Below are 19,702 nucleotides of genomic sequence, written 5' to 3'. Positions count from 1 at the left end.
ATCTCTACTTGTATTTACTTGGAAAAATACATAAAAAAAATAAAGGAGGGGTATTTTTTCGCCCTTTTTACCCTCCAAAAACCGATAAAGTGCAAAAACTGCTGAGGAACGTTATTGCGGAAAATGTCCCCTGAATCTATATTTTGAGTAAATGAAATGGTTAGGATGCATAATTGGGGGCCTCGCCCTTGCGCTGTCTGTCGCCTGCTCGGACGATATCAGTTCTATCGACACGGATGGCGAGGGAACGCAAAATAATTGGCTGACGTTCAGCGCCATAGTAGCCTTCGATAAGCAAATCCATCATGATTCGGTAACCTTGACCCTGCTGGATTCGTCCTTGACCGAAATCCGGACATACCCGATGATTCCCAGCACCATGCTGTATTACGAATCGTACCAAACGGAGCCGTTGAGGCTGCCGAAGACGACTCCGGTTCCCTATGTCAAGATAACCTTGCATACCTCCGCTACCATCCACGAAAAAAAGGCGAAACTGCTGTTCTCGCGGTTTGCGTCGGTCGACGAATATGCGCCGGCGCTCAATATTTATACGGCGCTGGCCGCGAAACCCATAAGGCGCCTGATGCTGTCGGATTCCCTGTCTCTCGATTCCGCGACTGCGCTCGCCTACGCAGGTATCGACGATTTTTTCGGTATCGAGAATTACAACTTCGAAAGCGGGTATTTCACAAACAGCCCCGAGTATTTGCTGCCCTATGTCTACTGCCGCTACTTCATTTCGGATTCCATATTCTACAGCGATTTCCACGAGCTCGAAGACGCCATCGACAAGGGGGAATGGGGCGATACGCTTTTCCGCGTGCGCGCCGCCGACGCCTTGATGCGCTACTACGACAAGAGCGGATGGATCGGAGTCCGCGGCATTGACAGCTACGCCAACAGTTCCATCTACCCCATCGCGAACTTCCGCGAAAACGCACTCGGAATTGAATCCTGCTCCATCGAACGGAGCGGGGACACGATTGCCGTTGCGAACCGCCGGAGCGAATTCTATGACAGCGTGCTCGTATGCGACTATACAGGCAACAATATCATGAACCCCAAGATTCCCTACTGGCGGCGCATCACCCCCGACGAACGAAAATACGGGTACTGCATTAACGGCAAGGAAACCCTCACCGAAAAGGATTCGACATTCTACCTTTGCAGCGGGAACAGCTGGCAAGAAGTCAATGACATGAACACCGTGCTCAAGTCCATATACAAGGAATGCTACAGGTGGAACCAGCAAAGCATCTGCGAATTCAGGGGCACGCCCTACATCTGCAGTTCCTACCTGTATATCGATTCGACATACGCCAGCATGGGCTACACGGAAGAAAAGACAGGATACGCCTGGATGAACGACACCGCGGCCATAAACAAATACTATCCTGAAGGTATTCCGGATACGATTGTCAAGGTCGAATACAGCGAGGAACCATGAAGATGTTCCGGGCTCCATATTCCATAGCGATCCTGTTGCTTATATGCATGGCCATGATGGCCGCATGCACTACCGACACGTACTATGCGGACGATTACAGGAATTGCGACAGGGAATTCGGCCTCAAGGAAGCAGATTCCGGCGCAGTCGAAAAAGTCGCTGCCGATACCCTCCGCTCGATCGAGGGGGGATTCAACCTGGCATCCTTCCTGGAACCGGTAAAGCTCGAAATCGGCTCCCTGGACAAGGACCTGGATAAACAGGAATCTGTCACGGCACGAATCGAGCGGAACAGGATTGACTTTACCTACAAGGTAAAGGAGATGTTCTTCACGGAACCGTATGTGGAATTCGACCTCACCTGCAGATTCCGCGATTCGAAGGACACGACCGAGATGCAGTTCCGCTCCATCGCGAAGCTTTCTGACAAAAGCGCGAGAAACATCAACCTGTACCGACTTCTCGAAAGCGAGTACCTGAAAAACCTCATACAGAAGGAGGGCGAGTCGTTTGACCTTGCGCAGAAGCATTCGCACCAAGCGATTCACGATTTGCTCGACCCGGAGACGGAATTCAAATACGGTATCGAGAACGCCCCCTACGGATACGACACGCTCGAAACCTTCGCATATCTCTACAGCCTGTTCTTTATGAAGGACACGACTTTCTACAAGAATTTCAAGAAACTCTCCAAGGCAGTCGGCGGCGAGAAAAAGTGGGACGAGGTCCTTTCCCGGAAGAAGATTTCGGACAAGCTAATCGAGTATTACAGGCTCGGGCAATCGCAGTGCGACACGACTGTCCGCAACGAACTGAAGAAGGATATCGACTGGACACTGCTTCGCTACGACATGGCGCGGCGGATTGTAGACGATACCTTGACCTGCACGGCGGATACGGTGGCCCCGCGCGATACCGCCGATGTTCCCGATACAACGGCGAAGGATTCCTTGCACGAAGTGACCGCCGCCGAAAAGTTCGGGGAGTGTACCATCAACCGCGAACAGCAGAAGGTGATGCTCGATACGGGAAAGTACTACATGTGCAAGGGCAAGGAATGGGTTCCCATCATGTCGCCCGCCTATTACGAAGACTACGGGGAAGAGGGCGATATCATGATCCGCGACGGGGAATATTTTAGATGTGACGGTGGATTTATGTGGATCCGCATTCCGGACGAGTTCGTCGTTCCTCCGGTCAAGGATTTGCAGCGGTGCGTTCTGGGAAACATAGCGCAATACGGTGACAAGGTTTACAGGTGCCACGGGTATTATCGCGACGGCGAATATGTCGGCACGTTCTGGTACGAACTGGCCGCGGACACCATTCCCGCTGTCCAGAGGAACGGCTTGTTCTGCGTCGATTCTACAAGCGGGCGCAAGGAAGAAGTCAACGGCCGCTACTGGACCTGTGTCCATGACGGTGCGCGCTATGCGTGGAGGGAAATGACTTTCACCGAGTCCATCGTTTACGCGTTCAGCCGGGAACACAAGGACGAATGCAAGAATGGCCCTGTAGGAACGACCATTTACTGGAACGAGGCGATAAGCAATTACTATTCGTCGAACGCCTACTCTGCATGCAGCGATGAGGCGCCTGAATGGGACTACATGGAGCTCGATGAACGGAATAATTACGGGATAGGCATTCTTGACGGGGGAGTATTCGTGGATTCTTCCACCATCGTCGCCCGGCATGGGGATTTTACGTATACCGTCAAGAGGATGCGTCCCTGGTATAAGCTCTTCGGTGTCGTCAATGTCGAGGCGGATATCGGCGGCAAGGAATACGGGGCGATTTTCAGGAACAAGGTTCCGTACCTTTCCGGCAAGAAGGGGGCCGATTCCATAGCGGTCGAGTCCTTCCCCGGAAAGAGCGCAAGTTTCGACAGCTTTATCGCGCAGTATATGCATTCGGATGGCGTGCTCCCCGCTTTCGGCGTGCGGTTCACGCGCGTTGGCGAAGATTCGTTCATGGATTTCGAGAAGGCGGCGGGCTTCTGCCCGGATGGTTTCCACCTGCCCGATACGACCGAGTGGACGGAAGATCTGCTGAAGAGCTTCCCGGTGGAAGAGCGCTATAGCCAGGACAGTCCGCTGAAGGTCCGCTACGATGGGACGACCTACCTCTACGATATCTACTGGACTTCGGCTTCGAAGGATTCGGAAACGCATTACTGCTATGAGGTACGCTACGAGGGCAATACCGGTCCGCTGGGCCGCACCGTCGAATGTCCGAACGATCTCTATCCGGGCGTGCAGACGTTGTGCTTCAAGGACGGGGAGGAGGAATGATGCGGAACTTCGTGAAAATGCTTTTGCTGATGGCCGCGCTTTCGGTGTCCGTATTCCTTGTCGCTTGCGGCGGGGAGGGCGGCGATTCGGTTTCGGGCGGCAGGTATATCGAAGGGAGTGTCTATCCCGAAAGCCGCTGGACCGCCTTGCAGGGAGGATTTTACCTGCACGTGCGCCTTGTCCCTGTCGCTGTCGAGGTGACGCTGCTTGACGAGCGTCTCGATTCCATCGGGACGGTCGACGTGAAACTCGTGCGCCACCGTAACGGTGCGACTTCCTTTGCCTCCGACTCGTTGGATCTCGCTTCGTCGCTATTGCGCATAAAGTTTACCTGCGTCTACGCGGATTCTTCCAGCGGACTCAAGATGGACTTTGTGCAGTATGCCGATATTGACAAGGACAGCGTGACGGTGCTTTCCCTGTCGGACGCCCTGCAAAGCAAGCGCATCGAATTCCTAGTGCAGGAGGATGGGTTCGATCTCGAGGGCGCAAGGCGGAAAGCGAACCGCGAAATCCGTTCACTGCTCGATTACGACGTCCAGGGCGATTTATCCATGACGGTCTATATCAACCAGATATGCATTATCGAAAAGCCCGATACCGCCTTCTTTGCCAATTACATGAAACTGCGCGATGCCATGGGCGAAGACAAGACTTGGCGCGACCTCTTTTCGGAAGCCGAGATTGGGGACACCCTCTTCAACCGCAACAGGTGGGAGGATTTCTGGATAAAGTCGTTCGGGCTTCCGTCATGCGATAGCTCGAACTACAAGGATACTGCGAGCGTAAAGAACAAGGAGAGCGCCCATTACGGGGAGGTGTTCGTGTGCGACAATCCTGAATACGTGAACAAGTACAAGTGGCGCCTGATGACGGATTTCGAAAAGGATATCGGCGTATGCACTCCCGCCCTGCGTGATACGGCCGGTTTCGGGCACGTGGTGTACGTGTGCGACTCTGCAAGGGCGGAATGGAAGAAGATGCCCGAAAAGCAGGGGCTCCTCTATCTTTACGGAGAATGCAGGAACGAAGTCGAAGGCGACAGCGTCCTTTACGATTCGGTTTACTATGTCTGTGCGAGCCACACGGATTGGCTTTCCAGGGTCATCTGGGAATGGAAGGTGCCCTTGGATGACCAATGGAGCGATCCGGTGAACATCTTTGTCCGTAAGCACGAGGGCCTGTGCAATGGCGGGCGCTCTGGCGAAATGGCCCTGATCGAAGGCAAGTATTACCTGTGCAAGGATTCGGTGTGGAAGGAAAGCGACAGGAATACCTATTTCCTGGGCGAATGTGACAGCCTGGGGAGGGGCAAGAAGGCCCACCATGATTCAGTCGGCTACTTTATATGCAGGCCGGATGAATGGCCCAGGTCTGGCTCGAAATGGGAAGAGGTCCTGATACCAGACTACTACGGAGACGAATGCAAGCCGGAACTTGCCGGCTATGTGAAGAAGTACGATGGAACCCTGTATATCTGCAGGGCCAGGGCCGGATTCTCGGGTTCCCACTGGGAAGTCCCGTCTTATACGGACATTGCGGAACCTGTAAGGAACGGAAACCTTTGCGAGATGGCGAACGAGGGCGAGGTTGTCGAATATGGCGGCGTGGGCTACAAGTGCGGCTTCCCGGTATGGGAGAAGGCCACCGATTACGAGCTCAAGGTGCACAGGGCGATAGTGCGCAACAAGTACAAGCCGGACCTTTGCTTCAATGGCACGGACCGGACATCCATCTTCTGGGACGAAGCTGACACTGCGCTTTACGGCTGCGTCGAAAAGTTCACGGAGGCGAACTATGGATGGGGACAGGTACGCTACGACATGAAGTATGCGGCCTTTGCGGATATCCATGATCCGAGAGACGTGGCCGGCGGCACATACGAGAATGGTGACTACATCATAACCAGGAACGGATGGAAATACTCGTTCTACATTAGCGGTCTGAGCAGCAGCGGAGACAAATACGGGATATTGAACCTCAAGTCGGTCGTTTCGGAGACAGGTGCGCCGTTCGAAATTACGGGAATGAACGATCTTAGGAGGGAGATGGTGATTCGTGCCGCGATCGGCGACAGTGCCGTAGCGCTTGACGCGATTGACGGAAAGAGCGCATCGTTCGATGCCTACTTTACGGACTGGAAGCAGCAGGTGGTGGAATCGACCGGTTGCCCGGATGCGACTATCACCGGAATCAGTTGCGTTTCGGACTGGGGCACGTCTACGGTCGACGTGGTATTCAACCATTACAACGAGAATTCCTACACGACCTGGGAACAGGCGAAGGACTTCTGCCCCGAGGGGTCGCACATCCCGAGCGCGGATGAATGGCTGTGCCAGAATTATGCGGATTGGTTCAGTATCGCGAAGGATCGCGCGCTGCGGGTAAGGCAGAAGAAGGATTCCGGCGATTACGGGATCTTCGATGTAGAGTACAGCTTCGTGTGGACCAGCACGGAAAAGGATTCGGAGACGCAGTACTGCTTTGAATATGCCAAGGCGGACAACGGCTGGTATGGAGAGAAGGGCATTATGAGCGGGATTGTCGAATGCCCCAAGGACCTCTACCCGATGGTGCAGGCGATTTGCGTTAGCGACAGGAGGGAAGAATGAGAAATGCTCGCTTCGTGAAGTTCCTGTCGTTTACCGCATTCCTGTGCGCAGCGTTATTGACAGGCTGCTCCATGACGGATTATGAAATCGAGAAAGAAAGCCATACCTGGAGATTTGTAGGTCTCGTCGATGATTCTACGGCCCTCGTGAGCGTAGCGCTCGAGCAATGGGGGGAGGAACACGACCACCACCTGATGGGATGGGACGACGATTTCCACTGGACGAAGGATGCAAGCTATTATCCGGTAAGGATGAATTCGTACTGGTGCGGAAAGGGAGGCAGTTCTGCACAGGATACGCTACCCCAGAAGGCCGAAACGGACGACTATACCATTCGCTACGAAAAACTCGACAAGTACTTCTCGACCTGCGGGGCGATACTGAGCGACAGGAAGGGCAATGATCTCGATACCCTGGAACTGGAGCGGTGCAGTTCCGATTCGGCAAGGTTCGTCGGGAGCTATGTCAGGATAGACAACGGCTTCTATCTTATACAGGATGACCGGTTCCCCAGACAAAGGCCCGCCTACCGTTTTGAACATACGGGAGGGGCAATCAAGTTTACCGACGCAAACGGCGACTATATTATCTATGGCGGGAAGCCGTAACGATGGCGCTTGAACGGGAAAGGGTGTCGCACGAGTTTCCGGCGGTTTACGACCGGGAATCGCGTGTGCTTCTGCTGGGGTCGATTCCGTCTCCCAAGTCGCGCGAGGTGGGGTTCTATTACGGGCATCCGCAGAACCGGTTCTGGAAAGTGCTTGCCGCCGTCCTGGGCGAAGATGCCCCCGCGACCATTCCGCAGAAAAAAGTCATGCTCAAAAAGCACCATGTTGCGCTCTGGGATGTGCTGGAAAGCTGCACTATCGTAGGCGCGAGCGACACGAGCATCGAGGACGTGGTTCCGAACAAAATAAGCGGTCTCGTGAAGGCCTCGAAGGTTTCGCGCATCTTTTGCACGGGCGCCACGGCTTACAGGCTGTACCAGAAATACTGCGCTGCCGAAGTGGGAATCGATGCCGTGAAGCTGCCCTCGACATCGCCCGCGAACTGCGCCGTCTCGATGGAAAAGCTTGTCGAGGCTTATCGGGCGATTCTGTAGCGACCGCAAATTTGTATTTTTGTTCCCGAGAGGTTTTTTATGAGCATTTCGATGCAAGATGTGATGAAAGAGTCCGGCGTGGCTTTCGGCACGAGCGGTGCCCGCGGCCTGGTGACGGCGATGACGGACCGCGTGTGCTATGTTTACGCGCGCTGCTTTATCAAGTACTGCGAGGCGAGCTACAAGTGCGAACGCACGATTGCGATTGCGGGTGACCTGCGCCCGAGTACGGAACGCATTCTGAAGGCGCTCGTGAAGGCGGGCGAGGACAGCGCGTGGAAGGTCGTGTACTGCGGCCGCATCCCGAGTCCGGCGATTGCGCTGTACGGCATCGACAAGGCGCTCCCGACCATCATGGTCACGGGTAGCCACATCCCGGCCGACCGCAACGGCATCAAGTTCAACCACCCGCAGGGCGAGATTTCCAAGAAGGACGAACAGGGAATCGTTTCGCAGTCCGTCGACTTTGACGAGAGCATTTTTGACGCGCAGGGCATGCTGAAGAATGCCCCGGAACTCCCCGCCGTGGAGATGGAAGCTGAAGAGAACTACCTGAAGCGCTACCCCGCGTTCTTCGGCAGCAGGGCTCTCTCGGGCCTCACCATCGGCGTGTACCAGCATTCCGCCGTGGGCCGCGACATTGTGGTGAAGGTGCTCGAGAGCCTGGGTGCCACGGTGAAGCCCTTCGCTCGCAGCGAGACGTTTATCCCGGTCGATACGGAAGCTATCCGCAAGGAAGACGAAGACCTTGCCCGCGATTTCGCACACAAGGATTTTGTCGATGCGATTTTCAGCACCGACGGCGACTCTGACCGCCCGCTTTTGGCAGATGATACCGGCATGTGGCTGCGTGGCGACGTGCTGGGCATTTTGGCTGCCCAGGCGCTTGGCATCAAGCGCATTGCAACTCCGGTGAGTTGCAACACGTCGCTCGAAAAATGCGGCAGCTTCGAGAAAATTTGCCGCACCCGCATCGGTAGCCCCTACGTGATTGCCGGCATGGAAAGCCTGGTGGATGCAAACGATGCAAACGTCTCTGTCGCTGGCTACGAGGCGAACGGCGGGTTCCTGCTGCAGACCGACCTCACGCGCAAATTCGAGGATGGCACGCGAACGCTGCCGGCTCTCCCGACACGTGACGCCCTGCTCCCGATGCTTGCGGTGATGGTGCGCGTGCGTGAAGAACGCCTCTGCGTCGTCGACCTCCTGAAGAAACTCCCGAAACGCTTTACGCTCAGCGACCGCCTCAAGGAATTCCCGACCGCGACATCGAAAGCGAAGCTTGCCGAAATCCGCGAACAGAAGCTCGGGCACAAGCTCTTCGGTGCGCTTACTGCCAAGCCGAACCGTTTCGCGAAACCCGGTGCCGACGGCAAGATGCCCGCACCCTTCCACGGCGACATCGTCTCCATCGATGAGACCGACGGCTACCGCATGGAGTTCGATTCCGGCGATATTGTGCACCTGCGCCCGAGCGGCAACGCTCCTGAGTTCCGTTGCTACGTGGAAACGGGCGACAAGGAACGTTCCGCCGAGCTCCTTGCCGGCTGCATGAAGATCATGGAAGGCTGGCGCGGCTAATTTTTGTATCTTGTCCCATATGTCCAAGAAAATCCTCCTGCCCCTGCTTCTGCTAAGCGTCGCCGCGTTTGCCGCGAGCGGCCGCTACTGGAATACGGGGCTCGGGGGCACGACGATGAAGTTCCTCTCGATGCAGGCGTCGCCTCGAAGTGCGGCCCTATCCGGTGCGGGTGTCGCTTCTCCCGTGCGCCTCTCCGAACTGACGCGCAATCCGCTGGCCGCCACGACCGTCTCGCAGGCGGAGATCGGGTTCAGCCAGATTGTCTTTGGCGATGCGGGTGCAGACAACTTTGTCTCCATTTACTACGGGCTTCCGCTCAATGACCTGTTCGTGCTTTCGATGGGGCTCGAGTTCCTGGGCTATGGCGATATCGAGGGCCGCGACGAGGAAGGGTTCGTCACGTCGGACTATTCGGCCTATGCTTGGGCGGCCCAGGCGGGAATCGGCAATCACGGCCGCCCGTTCGCATGGTCGCTGCAGACGCGTTTTGCCTACCAGGCGATCGACGATGAATCGACGCTAGGCATTTTGGCCGATGCGGGCGCATCCTACCGTGTGAATCGCTTTGTCGCGTTCGGTGCGACAGTTACGAATTTCGGCTACGTGACCGAAAGCGAATACAGCGGCGAACATGAAGCCGCCCCGATGGCCTTGCAGGCGGGAATCACGGGTTCCATTCCTGTAGGTAGCCTCCTGCACCTGGAAAGCATGTGGGACGTGCACCTCTCCGCCGATATCTACAGGCGTGCCGACATGGAAGATTTTGAATGGCGCTTCGGTGGCGAAATTTCGTATCAGGAATTTGTTTCGCTTCGCGCCGGCTATGCGTTGCGCCCCGAAACCGAGGACGGTCTGAGTGCGGGTATCGGCATTGCCTTCGGTTCCTGCGTGTTCGATTACGGTTATTCGCCGCGTCCGGCTCTCGCTTCGGGCAACCATTACCTCGGAGTGAGCTACAGGTTCTAGCCTTCTCGCTATCCGTGCTTCTGTATCTGGTAGCAGAGGCAGCCCCTGCTGATACCGAGTTTCCTTGAAGCCTTGCACTTGTTCCAGTCGCATGAATCCAGGGCGTCCTTGATGATGTCCCAGTCGGGGGCGTTTTTGCGGCGCCTTGTCCAGATGCGCATGATGTTCTTTTTGGAATCGAACACCGCCGGCGTGGCGAATTCTTCTTCGAGGATTTCTTCGAGCTTGATTCCGTGCGGACAGAGGAGGGCGAACCGCTGCAATACGTTTTTCAGCTGCCGCACGTTTCCGGGCCAGCTGAACCGCTGTAGCGCCGCGAGGTTGTAGGCGGTGAGCTTGTTTGGAATCTCTTCGAGGGTGGCCGTGCTTACGTTATCGAGAATACCGTTCCATATTGACGTGGCGATGTCGTCGAAATCGTCGCGTTCGCGCAGGGGAAGGATCTGCACCGGGAATACGTTCAACCTGAAAAAGAGGTCTTCGCGGAATCGCTTTGCGGAGATTTCCTCCTTGAGGTTCCTGTTGGTGGCGCAGACGAGCCTGAAATCGACGGGGATGCTCCGGGTGCTTCCGACGGGCATTACCGTGCGTTCCTGCAGTATCCGCAGCAGCTTGCTTTGCGCCTCCAGGGGCAGCTCCCCGATTTCGTCGAGGAAAAGGGTTCCGCCGTTCGCGGCTCGCACGATTCCCTTCTGGTCGCTTTCGGAGCCGGTGTATGCACCCTTTATCGAACCTTCCAGGGTGCTCTCGATCAGGTTCTGCGAAAGCGCCGCACAGTTGACGGCGATGAAGGGGCCGTGCTTGCGGTGGCCGTGTTCGTGGATGTAGCGTGCGGCGACCTCCTTCCCGGCACCCGATTCCCCCTGGATGAGGACGGGGACGGAGGATTTTGCGGCGATGTTCAGCAGTTCGTTCGGTTGTTTCATGGGTGTCTCCTACCCTAAAAACGATTGAAACGCCATTTTGTTCCCTGCCGATGCCGTTTTTTTACATTTGCGTCGCAATTTTTACAAAACCTTGCCGCACTTTCTCCGTTTTTCTATCTTTGTCCGCGCTCGGGGATTCTCCTCGGCAGACATAGACACAAAAACCAAGTGGCTGGCCAGATGGGTAGGCTTGGGCACGACGACCGTGAGGAAAGCGGTTGCGCTCGAAGCCGAGAGGTTTGGTGGCCCGAAAGGAAAAAATGAGTCAAAGAATCGTATGTAAGTTCGGCGGCAGCTCTGTCGCCGATGCAGGCCAGTTCAAGAAGATCAAGGCCATCGTTGAATCCGACAAGAACCGCAAGGTCATCGTCGTTTCCGCCCCCGGCAAGCGCAATCCTAAGGAAACAAAGCTTACCGACCTCCTCTACAGCACCTACGACCTCGCCTCCAAGGGCCTCGACTTCTCGACCCCGTGGAACCTGATCCGTCAGCGCTATGACGAAATCTGCAAGGACCTCGGTCTCGAAGACAAGCTGACCGAAGACCTCGACAGCCTCGAGGACAAGCTGAAGAACCACCCCGAATCCGTCAGCACCGACTTCCTGGTAAGCCGTGGTGAATTCCTGTGTGCACGCCTCATGGCCAAGTACCTGGGCGCAAACTTCGTGGATACCTTCCCGCTGATTACCTTCGACGACAAGTACCGCATTGTCCCGAAGACTTACGAAGACATCGCGAAGGCCCTCTCCGACGAGAACCAGCTTTACGTGCTGCCGGGATTCTATGGTGCAAACCTCCGTGGCGAAGTCAAGACCTTCAGCCGTGGCGGCTCCGACATCACGGGCGCAATCCTTGCCAACGGCATCGATGCCGCCAAGTACGAAAACTGGACCGACGTCTCGGGCATGCTCATGGCAGACCCGCGCATCGTCGAGAATCCGCTGCCCATCGAATACGTGAGCTACCGCGAAATCCGCGAACTCGCCTACTCCGGCGCCAGCGTGCTCCACGACGAATCCATTGCCCCGTGCCGCGCGAAGAAGATTCCTATCAATATCCGCAACACGAACCGCCCCGAAGACGCTGGCACCATCATCGGCCCCACTCCGGAAGAAGCGAAGCTCCCGATTACGGGTGTCGCCGGCCGTAAGGGCTTCTCGATGATCTACATCGAAAAGTCCATGATGAACAAGGAAGTCGGTTTCGGTCGCCGCGTGCTCGCCGTGCTCGAAAGCGAAGGCCTCTCTTACGAACTGTGCCCGAGCGCCATCGACTCCATGAGCATCGTTGTGGATAGCAAGGCTCTCGACGCCGTGCAGGACGTGGTTCTCGAAGACATCACGCAGCAGATGCGCCCCGACCGTATCAAGGTGTTCCCGGGCATCTCGCTCATCGCTACCGTGGGTCATGGCATGACGAACAAGATCGGTGTGGCTGCAAAGCTCTTCACCGCTCTCGCCGACAACAAGGTGAACGTCCGTATTATCGACCAGGGTTCTTCGCAGATCAACATCATCACCGGTGTTGACGAAGCCGATACCGAGAAGGCCATCAAGGCCATCTACGGCGCTTTCGTGAAATAACCCGCGAAAGCAAAAGTTAAAAGACGACCCGGAATTATCCGGGCCGTTTTTTATATATTTTTATACAAACTCAATATGTTAAGGGAAAAATGAAGAATCATTCTTTTTTATTTGATTGCTTGCTGGCCGTTGCGTTTTGTGTAGGCCTTTGCGCATGCGGCGACGACAATAGCTCCAGCGCACCGGAAGAATCGAGCAGCAGCGAATCCAGTTCGAGTAGCAGTGCGTTGGTGTACGAGACTCCTTGTAGTGTGCCACCAATATTGAGTCCGGTTTGGCCATTGAACGATTCCTATATCGCGGACCTTGATTTTGATTTTACGGCAAAAGTCAACACCATTAGCTGTGACAAGAAAATTGAGCTTGAAACGGGGACCTTGTATTACGATGAATCCGTTGAAGGAAAATACAGGACACTCGGTGTTCCTGCATCGTATAAGGAAGTGGGCTCGTTTAAAGTGAAGGTGGTGCAGGATACGGCTAATTCGCGCGTATGGCACCTGAGCTACAATCTGACTGAACTGGACAAAAAGTCTAAACTGGCAGATGGCTATTATAAGGCAGTGTTGGAATTATACGGCAAGCCTTACGATGTTGTATTTTTATTGACTCGCACGTTTGACAAGATTGCTTGGAAACTTGACTTTACCGAAGAACATAAGAATGTAGAGGTGTTCTGCGATGGTTGCCGTTTCCGCGAGCATATCTACAAGATGATGTTGATGAATTCTAAAGGCGATACCGTAAAGCAATTCTACAAGCCCGATACTTTTACCCCGTGGCTTTTGTATTCCGTGGATTCGCTTTGGGGTGTGTTGCCTGAAGGCCGGTACACCTTGCGCTTTATGGCGGTTTCCGGTATTGTGGCGCCTGACACGAGCATGTACCTGAAATTGTTGATGACCGATGGTGCAGATAGCACGATTGATCAAAAACTGGCTTGGGCCATCGATGAAAACTTGAATGTCCGAAAGGGGCTTATTGGAGCGGTCAAGGATACTACATTCGTTGTCGACCAAAGTGCTCCTGAAATTGTGAATGTGCCGAAGGATTATAAGGCTTCGATTTATAGGGTCAGCGACAAATACATGACCCAGTTCAAATTCTCTTTTGACTTGATTCAGCCCGTATATGGTGCAGAAAGGATTGCGAAGGTTTATTTGGAGGCCGCTGAATATGATAAAGAAAAATACGAGACGATTTATTCTGATTCCGTCGTTTTGAAAAAAGATACGACCAATTACCTGTTGAATGTCTTGGATACGACTCTCGATGATATCCGCTGGGGCGATACGGATTATTACCAGATCCGCTTGAAGGTGGAAGATGAATACCAGAATGTCAATATCGTAGAATTGACGAAGTTGTATATAGGGACGGATTCTCTTTCGGACTACACCTTGTCTGAATTCTTTGAGCCTGCAAAGATTCCCTCTAAACAGTATGACTGTTCAAAGTACGATTGCCAAGATGTGAGCCTGTTGAATCCGGATGTGGAATACGGCGAACTGCTCGATGAGCGTGATAATCACGTGTACCGCACCTTGAAATTGGGTGACCAGGTCTGGATGGCGCAAAACCTGAACTATGCGGCAGATTCCAGTTACTGCTTTGACAATGATTCTGCAAATTGCGATATGTACGGAAGGCTTTATCCGTGGCATGTGGCGGTGGGAAAGACTTTGGAAGAATGCCCTCAGGATTCTTCGGAATGCGATTTGTCGGCAGATTACATTGACGATAAGAAACATGTGGCAGGAATTTGCCCCGCTGGATTCCATGTACCGACGGATTCGGACTTTATCGAGCTGGGACGCTATTTCGGTCATGAATACAATATCGAAACGTCCAACCACATGTCCTATGTGGCTGAATACCTTTTGAGTCCGCATAAGTGGTATGAAATGAATGAAAACAGGTTCGTCGCTCACAGGACGTATACGAACGAGTCCGGGTTTACCATGTTGCCCTCTGGCGGAGCGGTGCGTGATGAAGCAGGCTCGTGGAGCTTTTCTAGACAAAGATGGGGCGCCCGCTATTGGACGTCCTCAAGAAATTCGAATTACATGTCTTGCTGGGGTGGTTCCGGAATAGACGAGTATGTACTTCTGTGGGTTTGTGAATTATACGGAATGTATAGCCTTAGGTGCGTGAAGTGATTTAACGCTTCTTCACGGTCCTGACGGCAGGGCTGATTTTTTGTTCGCCGGTGCCGAGGTAGCGGCCCTGCATGTCAAACACGCGTGCGTCGCCCTTTAGGAGCGGAAGGCTTGCGCGCCTTGAAATCGCTGTCGTGCCGGTGCTGTCTGATGTTGTGCCGGTAGTATCTGCCGTTTCGGTGATGTTGAAGTAGTCAATTTGAAAATAGTTGATGGAACTCTGCCCCTTATACCCTTCCACAAGCGCCATGACATCGGTTATCTTGCCCACCTTCAGGCCGAGCTCTTCCCACTTCTTGAAGTGGGCGGTAATGTCGATGTGGCCGCTGTCGCGTACGGTGCGGCGAATACTGTAATACCGCTTGTACGATATGTCGCCCTGGACGCCCAAGTAGTTGTTGGCAGTGTTCTGCCAGATGTCGTAGGTGTCGCCATCGACGGTGAATTCGCCGAGTCTGGTTCCGAAAGCAGATGTGTCGGCTGTATCTCTGATTATCCAGTAGTCTATGATATAAAATTCGGTTTTCGGCTCGGTGGTATTGCCTTGGATGCCAACCAGAAAATAGGGGGTGCCGAAGCCGCCGCCTTTTGTGCGAAACTTGTAGTCCGCCGCAAAGTTGCCATGCTGGTCGAAGGTCTTTGGCTCGTCGAACTTGGGACCAAAGCGCACGATAGCGTCCGCGACCTTGGAGTAAACTAAGTAGCCGCCATCATCGTAGCACTCCAAATAAGCATTGTAGCCATCGCGCCAGACTTCGTAACTGTAGTTTGTACCGTCTATCGTGCCGGAGGCGTAGTTTTCGCCCTCCGCGGGCCATGCGTTAGGACACCTTTCCGCATAGATAGTCGTAGCCAAGCCCATGGTGAGGGCGATTCCTAAACCCACTAGATTCTTCATGCTACTAATATATACTTTTTGCGGCCCGGTGGGCGTTAATTCTGCTTAACCTTCGCGCCGTTTGCCTTGAAATACTGCGAATTCTCGTTCAGGGAACGGCTGTTCTGTAAACGCCCGTTCAGGAAGAGTTCGCGTTTCTGCGATTTTTCGTTGCGGGTACGAGGTGCCGCAATTCCGGCCGGTGGCTCCACGCTCGATTCCAGTTTCCACTTCTCGAGGGAATTGAGGCCCGCGTTCCCGAGAACGGCCAGGTCGTAGCCGATGACCTTTACGGCACCCGCGGCGTATGCGGTGTCGAGTTGCGCCGAGATCCTTGCGCTGTCTGCGAGCGCGTGCGAGTCGTCGGTGCGGAACAGTTCCATATCCACCCAGAATTCAATCCCGTATTGATTGCAGGCCTCGGCCACCGCGCGTTCGTAGTTGCCCACGTTCGTAGTTTCGGCATGGTGCTTGCCTGCGTCGCTCGCGCCTACGCCATCCTGCACGGCGATGATGTCGGGCTTGAATCCTGCGGCAAAGAGGTTCTCGAAGAACGTTTGCAGTTTCTCGGGAGTTTCCAGGTTTTGGTTGTAGAACGGGGCCGCCATCACCTTCCAGCCCTTCGCCTGCGCGGCCTCGGTAACGGGCTTCAAGAAGTGTTCCGTGAGCATTTCCGGAGTCGCGTCATCGCGCAGGCCGTCCCAGTAGTAGCGCGCAATTTCTTGCGGAATGTACACGCCCGCGACTACGGTCTCGCTCCCGTACAGCGCGTAAATTTCTTCAAGCACTTTCAGGTTGCGTGCAGACAAAGTATCAAGTTGCTCGGCGGTCGGCGGCGTATACCAGTTGTCGCCATTGTAGTATAGCCCGAGCCAGATTTTGGTGCCTACAGTTTTTGCCGCCTCGATGCTCTTGGGGAAAAGCTCGTTGTTCTTGTATTGCGTGTTTTGCAGAAAATCCAGTTGCGAAGGGTAATACAGGTGCGTCGCCTCGACCGCGGCATATTGCAACACGACTTCGTCCATCCCGAGCGCGTGCAGGCGCTGGTGCATGTGCGTGATGGAATCCTGCGGGTAGTAGGCGGTTGACCATCCGGCATCGAATACGCCCGCGATTCCCGCGGCGTTCGCTGCATGAACTGCGACGGCAAACGGCCCCGCTGCAAGCGAAAACGCTCCGCACAGGAGTGCGGGGAGTGCATGCCGGAATGTGGGCCGCGAGATTGCCATACCTGAAATATATACCTATTTTCGGAGGAGCGGCTAGGAGATTATCTCCAGTCGCTTTTTTTCACGTTGCTGTACGATTCGCTCTTTTCTACGACCTGGAATTCGAAGGTGCTGTATTTTTTGCAATGCTGGCAGTAGAAACGGTGTTCCCATGTTTCGGTGCGCTTGGTCTTGCAGCGTTCGCCAGAAACGGAACGCGTCTTGTAGATGTCCCGGCTTCCGATTTCCCTCTGGTATCCCGAGTTCAGATCGCGCTCGACGGTTTTTTCTACCCCGACCTTCATGCTTTCGGTATCGTGGAATGTCCCGCGTGTATTTTCGATGAGTGTGTCCATCAGCACTTTTCCCAGGTGGTCCAGCTTGTATGCATGGTGACACAAGTCGCAACGGTGGAATACAATTTGCTCGTTTGTCTTTTTTATGGCATGCACGAGTCCGCCGATCAATATCAAAATGTTGCCGCTTACTCCGCATACAAAGAGCAGATAGGCGGCGAAAAGCGGAATGTACAACAGGCCTCCGATAGTTTTTAATGTACTGTTTGAGCCTACTGGGATGATTGTCAATAGACGGGAAATGCTGAAGGTGACAACAAAAATGAAAAGTATCATCAGGAGGGCGTCGAATACGCCCGATAGGCCGCGCGCTATAATTTTTCCGTACCTGCCAGCGAACAGGTCTATCGTGTATTTTTTCTTGTAGATACCTGTAGGAACATATGCCAGCCCACGTTTAGGAAGTGGCTTGTATACTTTGTTCACGATTTCGAAGTGGCTTGCATAGATTTGAAGTGTGTTTTCGAAGTATATCGGTAGCGTGGACGGAATAAACAGGAGCTCGTTGTACTTGTGGACCTTTCCGTCGGAGGTCTTGAATGAATAGGTATTCTTTTTTTTGTTGACGTCCAGCACGTTGACCGTGTCGCCCGTTTTTAGGACTATGGCGCGTGCCAATTTGGCGGCTTCGGGCAGTTTCGCGATAACCTTACTTCCATCGGGCAATTGAATAAGGTATTGGGCTTCGTCATAATATATATGCCACAGTACGCCTTCTGCGAAAACATCAAAGACTCCAAGCACCTTGACCTTGGTTCCGGCTTTTACGGTAGCTGCTTTTTCGCGAGTGATCAGCTTGCTTGTCTCGGTTGCCCATTTAAGGGTAATCTCTGGGGCGATTTCGGCTGCCTGTTCTTCGGTCAGGCGCTCGCTATCCAGTACATTTATCCAGTGTGACGGTGGGAAGAAAATGCATACGCCGAATACGACGCCCGCCATGAGCCCCCACAACAGCAATTTGAATATTGACCCGACGATGAGATTATATACAAAGAGTATTATTTTCTTTATGACCTTCATAACGGAAATATATATTCTTTTGAACCTAAAATCAAAAATTCAAAAAACAGTATAAAAAAATCCGGCCTCGCGGCCGGAATTCTATTCATATTACTTGCACATTGCGGTTTTTATCTTTTTGCAGATGCCATCCTTTTCTTCTGCCAAGGCATCATCCAGAGAACTCATGCTGGATTCTTATTCAACCGATGGCGCATTGCCGTCATCGTAGTCCGTGGTTCTCATGACCTTCCCGCCTTCGACGGTCCATGTCCTGGTAATCAGCCCGACGGCTGTCACTTCGAACTCGGTCACGGACGTTTCGTCGGAGGTGTACCAGCAGCCCTGATGCGATTCCCCGTTCGGTTCCGGCAGAGAGAAACAATCGTCGAGGGCGAACGTGATTTGAGTCACGATTACTGTCGCTTTAGTGCCTTGTCGACATCGGAGGCCTTGCGGAACTTTCCGAGCAGCCGCTTCTTCTGTTCCGAATGGTCTTCGTAGTAGACCCAGTAATTTTTATCCAGGTAGACAATCAGGTATTGGCCGCTTTTGTCCTGGTACTGCCGGAATTCCGCCTCTTCCAGGGATGCGCCTTCTTCCCAGGGCTTCAAGCGTAAATGGTGGGCGAGAGCGTCGTACCGGATTTTTTGGAAGAGGTCGACCGAATCGACGAACATCGGGGCGTTTTCGTATTTCTTTTTCCCGCCGTTCACCTTGAGTGCAGTTGTCTGGAGTTCCGCGGCTTCGCCGTCTTCCAGGGAAAAGTACACGGGATCGTTTTTGAACATCCTGTTCAGGAGCGGAGTCCATTTGTTCAAGTCCATATGCGAAGCGTATGCATAATACGTCTTCCCGAGGCGCATGACGTAGAACGGCAACTTCCCGGCACTTTGCAGCGTCACGGTAGAATCCATCATGGTATTCAGTCCGGCATCCCTCTCGAGCTCGAGAGTCGTCTTGTAGCTCCCTACGAAATTCCCGTCCCTATACAGGCGGTAGGCGATGCCGTTGGTGCTCGTGGCGATGTGCGTCCCCCTTTTTGTCTTCAGGATGCGAAGTCCCCAGAACCTGTAGCGCGCGGGGTCGTAGTCCTCGATCAAGCCCCTCTTGAGTATTTCCTTGAAGGCGACAGGGTGCGATTCGTTGACCCTCAGGACGCGCAGCTCGCCCGATAAGCCGGCGAGCCCTCCGTAAGCCCGGTCGACATCCGCGACCGCATAGGCGAATCCCCCGTCGTCCAGGCCGACTCCGCGTGGTGCAAAGTGCAGGCGCTCCCACTTTTTCTGGTTGTCCAGATAGGCCAGGTACACTCCGTCGCAGCGGAAAATGGTCATCCCCACGTTGCTCTCGTTGTCGTGAAAATACATCTCGTCTTCGCCATGGATGATGCCGGCGACGGCGAGGAAAAAAGCGAGAACAATCATGAGTTTATTCGTGACGCGCATAGTAGGGAATATAAATAATTTGAGATTTAAAGTGCAATGCGTTTCGCGTCATTGCACAGAGCGCATGACTGCTTCGGCTCGGCGATAGAACCCGCAAGCGGTTCTGCTGCTCTCTCCTCGCGTGTCATTGCGAGGGTTCG

The 19,702-nt window shown here is 54.0% G+C and carries 15 protein-coding genes; 9 read left to right on the top strand and 6 right to left on the bottom strand.

Going from position 1 to position 19,702, the window contains the following annotated elements; genetic code table 11:
- Window positions 1-151: 151 nt before the first annotated feature.
- Genes B4A77_RS10135 through B4A77_RS10105 form a run of 7 tightly spaced genes read left to right on the top strand, consistent with a single transcriptional unit; the run spans window position 152 to window position 10,006 of the window.
- A complete protein-coding gene (locus B4A77_RS10135; protein WP_290740431.1) occupies window positions 152-1,450 on the top strand; it encodes a hypothetical protein in 1,299 nt (432 codons plus the stop codon).
- Window positions 1,447-3,744, top strand: a complete 2,298-nt coding sequence (locus B4A77_RS10130) for a hypothetical protein (RefSeq protein ID WP_290740427.1) — start codon at window positions 1,447-1,449, stop codon at window positions 3,742-3,744. The genes B4A77_RS10135 and B4A77_RS10130 overlap by 4 nt, the downstream gene beginning before the upstream one ends.
- On the top strand, window positions 3,741-6,356 hold the full coding sequence (locus B4A77_RS10125) for a hypothetical protein (protein ID WP_290740424.1): 2,616 nt from the start codon (window positions 3,741-3,743) through the stop codon (window positions 6,354-6,356). Before B4A77_RS10130 ends, B4A77_RS10125 begins: the two co-directional genes overlap by 4 nt.
- On the top strand, window positions 6,353-6,964 hold the full coding sequence (locus tag B4A77_RS10120) for a hypothetical protein (protein WP_290740422.1): 612 nt from the start codon (window positions 6,353-6,355) through the stop codon (window positions 6,962-6,964). The genes B4A77_RS10125 and B4A77_RS10120 overlap by 4 nt, the downstream gene beginning before the upstream one ends.
- 2 nt (window positions 6,965-6,966) lie before the next feature.
- The gene (locus B4A77_RS10115) at window positions 6,967-7,458 is read left to right on the top strand and encodes a DNA-deoxyinosine glycosylase (RefSeq protein WP_290727865.1); all 492 of its coding nucleotides are present in this window, start codon (window positions 6,967-6,969) and stop codon (window positions 7,456-7,458) included.
- Between the two features lie 39 nt (window positions 7,459-7,497).
- A complete protein-coding gene (locus B4A77_RS10110; protein ID WP_290740419.1) occupies window positions 7,498-9,039 on the top strand; it encodes a phosphomannomutase in 1,542 nt (513 codons plus the stop codon).
- Window positions 9,040-9,058: 19 nt separating this feature from the next.
- A complete protein-coding gene (locus tag B4A77_RS10105; RefSeq protein WP_290740416.1) occupies window positions 9,059-10,006 on the top strand; it encodes a PorV/PorQ family protein in 948 nt (315 codons plus the stop codon).
- 8 nt (window positions 10,007-10,014) lie between these two features.
- Here the strand turns inward: B4A77_RS10105 and B4A77_RS10100 are convergent, their stop codons facing one another.
- Window positions 10,015-10,932, bottom strand: coding sequence for a sigma 54-interacting transcriptional regulator (locus tag B4A77_RS10100; RefSeq protein ID WP_173381699.1), 918 nt, complete (start codon window positions 10,930-10,932; stop codon window positions 10,015-10,017).
- 260 nt (window positions 10,933-11,192) lie between these two features.
- Between B4A77_RS10100 and B4A77_RS10095 the strand changes: the two genes are divergently transcribed.
- Together B4A77_RS10095 and B4A77_RS10090 are read left to right on the top strand one after the other, a co-directional pair.
- Window positions 11,193-12,515 (top strand): aspartate kinase, encoded by a 1,323-nt coding sequence (locus B4A77_RS10095; protein WP_072807953.1) that lies wholly within the window; start codon window positions 11,193-11,195, stop codon window positions 12,513-12,515.
- Between the two features lie 89 nt (window positions 12,516-12,604).
- Window positions 12,605-14,674: an FISUMP domain-containing protein gene (locus B4A77_RS10090; RefSeq protein ID WP_290740412.1), complete on the top strand. Its 2,070-nt coding sequence runs from the start codon at window positions 12,605-12,607 to the stop codon at window positions 14,672-14,674.
- 1 nt (window position 14,675) lies between these two features.
- Here B4A77_RS10090 and B4A77_RS10085 read toward each other — a convergent pair whose 3' ends face one another.
- From B4A77_RS10085 to B4A77_RS10065, 5 genes are all read right to left on the bottom strand, one after another.
- Window positions 14,676-15,572 (bottom strand): glycoside hydrolase family 11 protein, encoded by an 897-nt coding sequence (locus tag B4A77_RS10085; RefSeq protein WP_290740409.1) that lies wholly within the window; start codon window positions 15,570-15,572, stop codon window positions 14,676-14,678.
- Between the two features lie 35 nt (window positions 15,573-15,607).
- Entirely contained in the window at window positions 15,608-16,780 is a 1,173-nt protein-coding gene (locus B4A77_RS10080; protein WP_290740406.1) for a DUF4434 domain-containing protein, read from the bottom strand.
- Window positions 16,781-16,821: 41 nt separating this feature from the next.
- Window positions 16,822-18,135, bottom strand: coding sequence for a hypothetical protein (locus tag B4A77_RS10075; RefSeq protein WP_173382072.1), 1,314 nt, complete (start codon window positions 18,133-18,135; stop codon window positions 16,822-16,824).
- Between the two features lie 177 nt (window positions 18,136-18,312).
- Entirely contained in the window at window positions 18,313-18,528 is a 216-nt protein-coding gene (locus B4A77_RS10070) for a hypothetical protein (RefSeq protein ID WP_290740403.1), read from the bottom strand.
- Between the two features lie 2 nt (window positions 18,529-18,530).
- On the bottom strand, window positions 18,531-19,562 hold the full coding sequence (locus B4A77_RS10065) for a hypothetical protein (protein WP_290740400.1): 1,032 nt from the start codon (window positions 19,560-19,562) through the stop codon (window positions 18,531-18,533).
- Window positions 19,563-19,702: the final 140 nt, after the last annotated feature.

This window comes from Fibrobacter sp. UBA3718 (assembly GCF_002371935.1).
Taxonomy (GTDB): Bacteria; Fibrobacterota; Fibrobacteria; order Fibrobacterales; family Fibrobacteraceae; genus Fibrobacter.
The sequence above is the reverse complement of the archived record's forward strand: the minus strand, read 5'-3'. Positions and strand labels throughout refer to the sequence as shown.